Source organism: Paraburkholderia haematera (genome assembly GCF_905220975.1).
Classification (GTDB): domain Bacteria; phylum Pseudomonadota; class Gammaproteobacteria; order Burkholderiales; family Burkholderiaceae; genus Paraburkholderia; species Paraburkholderia haematera.
Window position 1 is genome coordinate 1 of sequence record NZ_CAJNBK010000054.1, and the last position, 6,582, is coordinate 6,582.

The window sequence follows — 6,582 nt, forward strand, 5'->3', positions numbered from 1 at the left end:
GACGGTCGACCTGTCCACTCTTTCGGTTGATCTGATGGACACTCCGCAGACTGCTGATTCCAGCATTTTCAAGGCTCCGGCTGATGTCCATTGTTTTTCTCTTGCGCGTAATGCCTGCACCGCTTGGTAATCGTTGGAGGCGTCCAGAGTACAGGCCCGCCGGGGAGCACGAAAACTGCCGTGCGAGCCGTCGACCTGATGCGGTAGCCGTAGCCGCTCCCACGGCACGACTATGCCCGGTGATGTCACGGCGATTAGCGCGCGCGCCCGTTCCGTCAGTTGCGGATGGGCCTCGAAAAACGTCTCGATCTGCCGGGCGCTTGTCTGGCCAAGACCGGCAATCGCGCTCCACCAGCGGCGCCGACGCGGTACGCGCACCGTGAGATCCGCGAGGGTGATGATGCCGTGCATACGCAGCACGCGCACGGCGCGGGGTGGTAGCCACAGGTCGATATCGTCCGAAATCTGCGGCTGCGGCGCCGGCAGCAGGCGAAGGATCTCGATCGCGTGGGCGACCACTGCCGCACGCTCAACCCGCTCGTTGGCAGGGTGCCGCAGGAAATCGGCAACGTCGGCACGTTGGCGCTGACGGGCGAACGCGATAAGTTGCTGGCGGATACGGCCGAGAATGCCGCGTGCCGATTCGCCCGGAGCCCTGCCGTGCGGAAGGTACCGGTCCACCGCGGCCCGGGACGAAAGACCCGCATACCAGCCGCGCAACGCAGCGAGCCTGTCCGCATCGGGAAACGTTGGTGATTCCGGTGCAGCGGCTTGCGCGGAGGCCTGGTACTGACGCGTTTTCATGTATTGGAGTTTAGTGTAAAAATGTGGCCATTGCGATAAGAAGGATTATCTTAATAGATGCGAATTCCGTCACCTTTTAGAGCGGCGATTTTGGTCGCGGTCAGCCAAAATAGCACTCGAAATACCGCCGCGTGAAGGCCTTGCGATACTCCGCTTTCATCGGCTGCGGTGTATTGGGTGTCCAGCCCTGACCGCCGTAGCTTGCGCGGCAATACGCGCAGCGGTATGGTGCCTCCAGGAGCCGTACGCTCGCCACATACGGCGCTTCATAACCGCAGCGCCGGCACGCCGTTTCCAGTGATCGGTGATGCGCCGGGCAGGCGTAGATGTTTTCCAACTGATGCAACACGCTGTGGTAGCCATGTGCCATACAACGGCGACAGTGGCGGAAAACGCCGCTGCAACGTCGCCGCTGGGTCGGCTGCAGCAGCGACGCATGCAGCGTTTTGATTGGTACGGGAAGACTTTCATGCAGCCGACGAATATCAATCAGACCCAGTTGCGGCACGACACCTTCGTAGGGATCGATGTCCGGCCCCATCAGTCGTGCGACCACGTGGCCTGGTAGAGCATTCGCCTTTTCAAACTTCCAGAGGATCGAGATAAGCGACTCACAGGGATCAATCCACTTCTTGCTGAAGACATAGCCCAGCGCAGGCGTGAGCTTGCGCTCGTCAAGTGTGAGGATCGGAAAGCGCGGCGCTCGCAGCAATGCTGCGCTACGCGGCGGCGACGAGAACGCGGCCGGTTGCATGACGGGACTGGACGTAACCGCAGTGATGGACCGCATGCGCCCATAGCGCCGCATCTGGCGTGTATTGAAGGCCGTCCTTCAGTTCACTCTCCTTAAGCACGATCTCGACAGCCCTGGCGAACGATTCCATGGGTATCCCGAGTCTGCCGGGCAGATTCGCCCTGTGGTGTGCAGACTCAAACGCGTGCCACAAAACGCCTGCGTCGCTGACCAGACGATATCCGGTCTCAAATGCGCGAGGGACGTAAAAGCGGGTGAAGCTCCAATCGCTGCCCTCCGGGTAAGCCGTCCTGTCATAGCCATCGAGACAGGTAGCCACGTCCTCCGCGTCGCGTATACCGTAGAAAGACAGCTCATCGACCATCAGTCGCGCGACGATCTGCGTCTTTCCTGCGATCTGCAGGCCGGTCTTCTGTGCCAGAAGCTCCTGCTGACCAACCAGGAATGTGAAAAGCTTGATCTGTTGACGGTCCAGTGCATCGTGGACATCGCGCAGCCACTCATATTCGTTCTCGTTGTAGCGTTGTGCTTCGTCGCAAAAGAGCAGTACGGTACCGCTGCCGGCGCGGGCGGCCGCCTCGCGTATTCTTAGCGAGAGTCGCATCCGCTTCGACGGGTTCGAACCCGCGTTGGGATCGGGATCCCCGACCGCCTCGAGCAGATTCGCAAAGAATGGGCCTTCGGCATGCCGGGGCTTATGCTCACACTGCGCGTGATAGCTGGTCATCTTCGGATAATTGCGCGCCAGCAGCAGCCTCACGTACTCGATCGCTCGCGTCTTGCCGATACGGGACGGCCCGTAGATCAGCGCTCCCATGATCCTGTAGTGCAAACACCGGACCACGAGCTCGTAGAATGCCTGGATCGCAGGAGTCGCAATGCGGTAGTTGCCGGTCGCAAGCGGATGCAGCGATGGATCGATCGGTCTCGGTACGTCAACTGACATGATGCACCTCCAGTTTGTGATTACGGGTTAGAACACCTGGCCTGAGCCGATCGAGAGCTTACGCACGCGAACCCCAGTGCGAGGGGTCGGTGCCGGGGCTACGCCCGCGGGCTTCTGAACGACGGACATAACGGCGGATGCCGCAGGGGGCGCCGCGGCGCGCACTGGCCCGGCTGGCGTGCGAACGGTCGGCGCACCTGCCAGTACCCGAACGGTCTGCGCCAGGTCATTCGCCGCCCGGCGGCTCTTCTTCGCCTGCGCGAGTTTGGCCTGGACGTACGCTTCAATCGGATTCGAGTCGATTCCGGCGAGGGGTCGCCGTCTGCCGCGCAACTTGAGGATTTCCTGCCGCAGCTTCAGGTTATGTGGCATCACGCCCCATGCACCTTGCGCATTCAGGACGCCCAGCTCGGTGCCGTCTGGCAGGAACGCCCGCACGCTACGCAGATCGTCCGCGTTCAGATACAGCAGCAGTTTCTTGCCTATCAACTGGGTGCTGGAAGCCAGAACGTCGTTCGTATATCGCACCCCGTACAGGTTGATGTGCGGTCGTACTCCTTGCGGCAGATACGCTCGAACGCTGCAATGGCGGGCGGATTGCATCAGGCACAACGTACGCCGGTGATATTCAGCGAGCCATGTCACCATGACCTGCTTGCCACGGATGAAATACTCCATCGCCTCAAGCGGCGTGACATTGTTCAGGCCGGCATGCGGGGTGCCGTGATAGCTTGCGATCGCATATTCAACCAGTTCCTCCAGCTCATCGAGCGACACGTAGAGGCGCAGGTCGCCCTTCGGATCGGCCAGTTCACGCCGCAGGTCGCGCGGATGGGAACCCGTATAGCCTGGCAACCGCGAAGAAAACCGGCTGGCGACCGTTCCGAAAAATCGCTCGATGTACGGACGCTCGTCCGGGCTGTACTTCGGTCCAGCATCGACACAGCAGCCAACGAACTCGCAGAGTGCTGTGAGCGTTTCATGCGCAAGATTCGCCTTCGCGTTGTCGAGCCTGATCCACTCCCACGTCGCCCACGCCAGTTCAGGAAAACGATGGGACGCAAAGCCCTCATGCGGACCATAGTCAAGCCCGGGTATCGAAAATGAACGCTTCAGATGCGGCTCAAGCGCCTTCTCTACAGTCTTGATCACGTCGTAACGGCTGTATTCGCGCGCGAGGACGATGTGGTGGCCCAACACCATCCGCGTGCAAACATCGATGATCACCAGCAGCCATACGCGTTCGATCTCGAATTCGTACTCGAAGCCCAGCGGGTCGCGCACGAGCACCTTCAGACGGATATCGAGCCGGTGCCCGTCGAACTCGACGACCTGATACGGCCGCGTCGCAGCTGGCGTCGCATTCTCGTCGTGCCGTGGCAGACCTTTCAGATGCGATGCGCCCGCCGAACGCGCAGCGGCCCCGAAACTGCGAAGCATCTCTGCTTTCAGTCTCTGCGATAGCGAGCGGATCGCGTGACCCGCCGTGTTGAAGGGGTAGTCCGCCGCAGTAAGTCCAACAGCGCGACATTGCCGCAGGAACTCGTCATGCAGCGATCGCAGGCCTCGCAAGCGCGTGCGAAGACGGCCGTCCGTGCCGACCTGTTGCAGCAGTACCCGGCGTTGTTTCACCTGCAATAGCAACCAGGCTGCCAGCGTCGGATATCGCTCAAAGAGCAGCGACAAGGCACCTGCGGCACCGCGGCTACCGCGGTCACCGTGAACCTTCACGGGACTTGTCCTCACATAGTCCGAAATCCGCACGTGTTTCAGGAGCGCGCGAAACCCGAAGATGCGCCCGTCAGGATGCTGTGCCAATCCCCTGTCAAGCAAACGATAGAGCTGTCTTCTGTTCACGCCTGTCGCCAGCTCGATATCCCCGATGGACTCTCCTCGCGCATAACGCTCGACGGCATTCACACGAAGCTGGAAAGCGCGACGATCTTCGTCCCCGAATTCCGTATAGGCGATGCCAGGCCATGCGGCGACGTCCAGAGCCTGAAAATCAGTGCGCCGCCGGTTCACGACTGTTCTCCAACGGCGACAAATTCCGTGAGCAGCGACAATTCGTGCGTGCGTAGTTCCGGTGCCTGCACACGGCCGGCATGCAGCAAGCCGAAAACTGCCGCACGCACGAGAACTGGATCCCCGGTCGTGAACTCGCGCTCAATCGAAAGTAGCCGATGCGGACGAGCAACAAACCGCTCAATCGCGCTGCTGAGCGACGGAGGTACAAGTCCACGCGTGGCAACGAGGCAAGGGAGCATTCGCTTCCAGTTCGCTATCCACGCGCGCGAGGCAGCAATTTCAGATGACTGAATCGACCTGACCGTCAGTCCTGCATTGTCGAGGACCGCGTCTGGCTTTACAGGCGGCTCGGAGTTCGAATCGAATAGGATAACTAACTCTTGACGATCAAAGTAACGCACCAAAAAATCCGCGAGATAGCGTTTCCCTTCAGATTGGATAAAACCCGGTCGCTCACAGAATGCCGTGACCGCTGGATCTGCCTCCAGGATTACCCACTGCTCGAGCGCGGACTGGCGGTACAGCGTCAGTCGTCGGGCCGCCTTCAGGCTGAACGCTTCAAGGCGATGGGCGCCGCGGGGACGGTCGAGTGCGACTGGCTGGCAATCGAGAATATTGTCCATAAGATCAGTGGCTTACGGAGAAAATTCGAAGTCTAGGACGCGAATTGACGAATTTAATGCGGACTTATGCGGATTGACGAGTTTATTTCGTTCGGACTGGAAATAAACATGTCAATTCGCGCCGTGGAAGTCAGCCTTTACAAGCATTCCGGATTGACAGATTTATTGCGTTCTACGGAAACGGATACTGGGTCAAGCCAAGATACGGCGCGGGCAGGACCATTCGAGGTTGACGGCCCGCTCAACGCGTCGCATCCCGCGCTGTTCAGAACGCCGAGGCGCAAAGACCTGCGAAGCCAGCCGACGATCGATAGCTTGTCCGTCGCGCGCCTCCTTCTCCCAAAGCCAATCAATGGCCTGGCCTGCCCGGCCTGACCGGCTTCGACGACCGGGCGCATCGCTGTCGGGGCTGGCCCTGAAGGCTGGGGTGAATGCTAACCAGTTGCACAAATGGGTTCGGCTGCGCGAACAGTGAAATGGCCCCGTGAGGGACGACATGGCGGTCGCGTCGTCAGCTCACTTGCCGGTCGTCGCGATCGATGGTGCGGCGGGTGCTCGTTTCGTCACCCGCGGCGCGGCCCGTATCAGTGCCGGTGCCATCGCGTTTGTCGCCACGATCAGGGACGCCGGCACGGCTGTGGACTAATTTGCCCAACGGCGTAAAGCTTGACCTCGCGTGTTCGGGACACGATGCCGAACTCGTGACCGCGATGATTGCCACATGAGAGTCACTGTGACGAGGCGAGCAGCCTCGCCGAACACAAGCTCCGGGATATTCAGGACGAGCTTGCCGACCTCGGGCGCATGGAAGCGGTCCTCACGCAACTCGTGTGCGCTTGCCGTTTGCGCAGGGGTAACTTGTTGTGTCCGTTGATTGCATCACTGCAGCGAGGCGAAGAGCTACGCGAGACTGATGTCCGCTGATGGCTGGCCGGCCTTAGCGAATGAAAGAGCGCGTTTCTTGACGGCCCTCCTGGTCGGGCCAAGATCTGCTCGCGGTCCCAGCCAGCGATATGAAAATCGGCTTAACGTGGTTTAAATTCCGTTTTCTGAAGCCGCCCCGTCAAGCGCGACCCCGGCCGCCGCGGTGGCACGCGTCCAGAGGGTGGCCACCAGCTCGCCCGCGGCCGCACCGAGATCGGCGGGCAGATCGGGATGGTCGATGCGCACCCGGCTCTTCTCACGCAACTCCATCCAGAACTCGCCGAGGACGGCCGTGGGCGTGCCCATACTGCCGCGCCGGACCAGCTGGTACAGTCGGTTGGCGGTCGGCGTGATGCCATAACGAAAGAACAGCAGCGCGCATACCTCGCGATACGGCATTGTCACGTTGGCTGAGCGACGGCGCAAATCTACTGAGGACGCGTATTTGCTCAGACGGCTGACGGATTCTGGGTGAGTTCGGTGAAACGATGCCATGCGTCAAA

At 60.6% G+C, this 6,582-nt stretch carries 6 protein-coding genes and 2 pseudogenes; 2 read left to right on the forward strand and 6 right to left on the reverse strand.

Annotation, left to right across the window (positions count from 1 at the left end; translation table 11 throughout):
• The 5 genes from KHO23_RS34660 to KHO23_RS34680 form a co-directional block, all read right to left on the reverse strand.
• Window positions 1–804, reverse strand: an 804-nt coding sequence (locus tag KHO23_RS34660; protein ID WP_328822028.1) for a phage integrase family protein, incomplete at its 3' end; no start/stop codon positions are given.
• 100 nt (window positions 805–904) lie between these two features.
• The gene (locus KHO23_RS34665) at window positions 905–1,558 is read right to left on the reverse strand and encodes a hypothetical protein (RefSeq protein WP_128576714.1); all 654 of its coding nucleotides are present in this window, start codon (window positions 1,556–1,558) and stop codon (window positions 905–907) included.
• Window positions 1,524–2,504, reverse strand: a complete 981-nt coding sequence (locus KHO23_RS34670) for an ATP-binding protein (RefSeq protein WP_211617516.1) — start codon at window positions 2,502–2,504, stop codon at window positions 1,524–1,526. Before KHO23_RS34670 ends, KHO23_RS34665 begins: the two co-directional genes overlap by 35 nt.
• Before the next feature lie 27 nt (window positions 2,505–2,531).
• Entirely contained in the window at window positions 2,532–4,529 is a 1,998-nt protein-coding gene (locus KHO23_RS34675) for a DDE-type integrase/transposase/recombinase (RefSeq protein WP_211617517.1), read from the reverse strand.
• Window positions 4,526–5,155, reverse strand: coding sequence for a hypothetical protein (locus KHO23_RS34680; RefSeq protein ID WP_211617518.1), 630 nt, complete (start codon window positions 5,153–5,155; stop codon window positions 4,526–4,528). Before KHO23_RS34680 ends, KHO23_RS34675 begins: the two co-directional genes overlap by 4 nt.
• Window positions 5,156–5,639: 484 nt before the next feature.
• Here KHO23_RS34680 and KHO23_RS34685 point away from each other — a divergent pair, with 484 nt between their 5' ends.
• Both KHO23_RS34685 and KHO23_RS35315 read left to right on the forward strand, forming a co-directional pair.
• On the forward strand, window positions 5,640–5,801 hold the full coding sequence (locus tag KHO23_RS34685) for a hypothetical protein (protein WP_211617519.1): 162 nt from the start codon (window positions 5,640–5,642) through the stop codon (window positions 5,799–5,801).
• 80 nt (window positions 5,802–5,881) lie between these two features.
• A pseudogene (locus KHO23_RS35315) lies at window positions 5,882–6,079 on the forward strand (MerR family transcriptional regulator); the annotation flags it as partial.
• A gap of 123 nt (window positions 6,080–6,202) precedes the next feature.
• Here KHO23_RS35315 and KHO23_RS34690 read toward each other — a convergent pair.
• Window positions 6,203–6,472 (reverse strand): annotated as a pseudogene (locus KHO23_RS34690) (DNA-binding protein); the annotation flags it as partial.
• Between the last annotated feature and the right edge of the window lie 110 nt (window positions 6,473–6,582).

Coding starts and splice junctions, on each gene's coding strand:
- KHO23_RS34665 (WP_128576714.1), bottom strand. CDS start 1,558: ATGCAACCGGCCGCGTTCTCGTCGCCGCCGCGTAGCGCAGCATTGCTG.
- KHO23_RS34670 (WP_211617516.1), bottom strand. CDS start 2,504: ATGTCAGTTGACGTACCGAGACCGATCGATCCATCGCTGCATCCGCTT.
- KHO23_RS34680 (WP_211617518.1), bottom strand. CDS start 5,155: ATGGACAATATTCTCGATTGCCAGCCAGTCGCACTCGACCGTCCCCGC.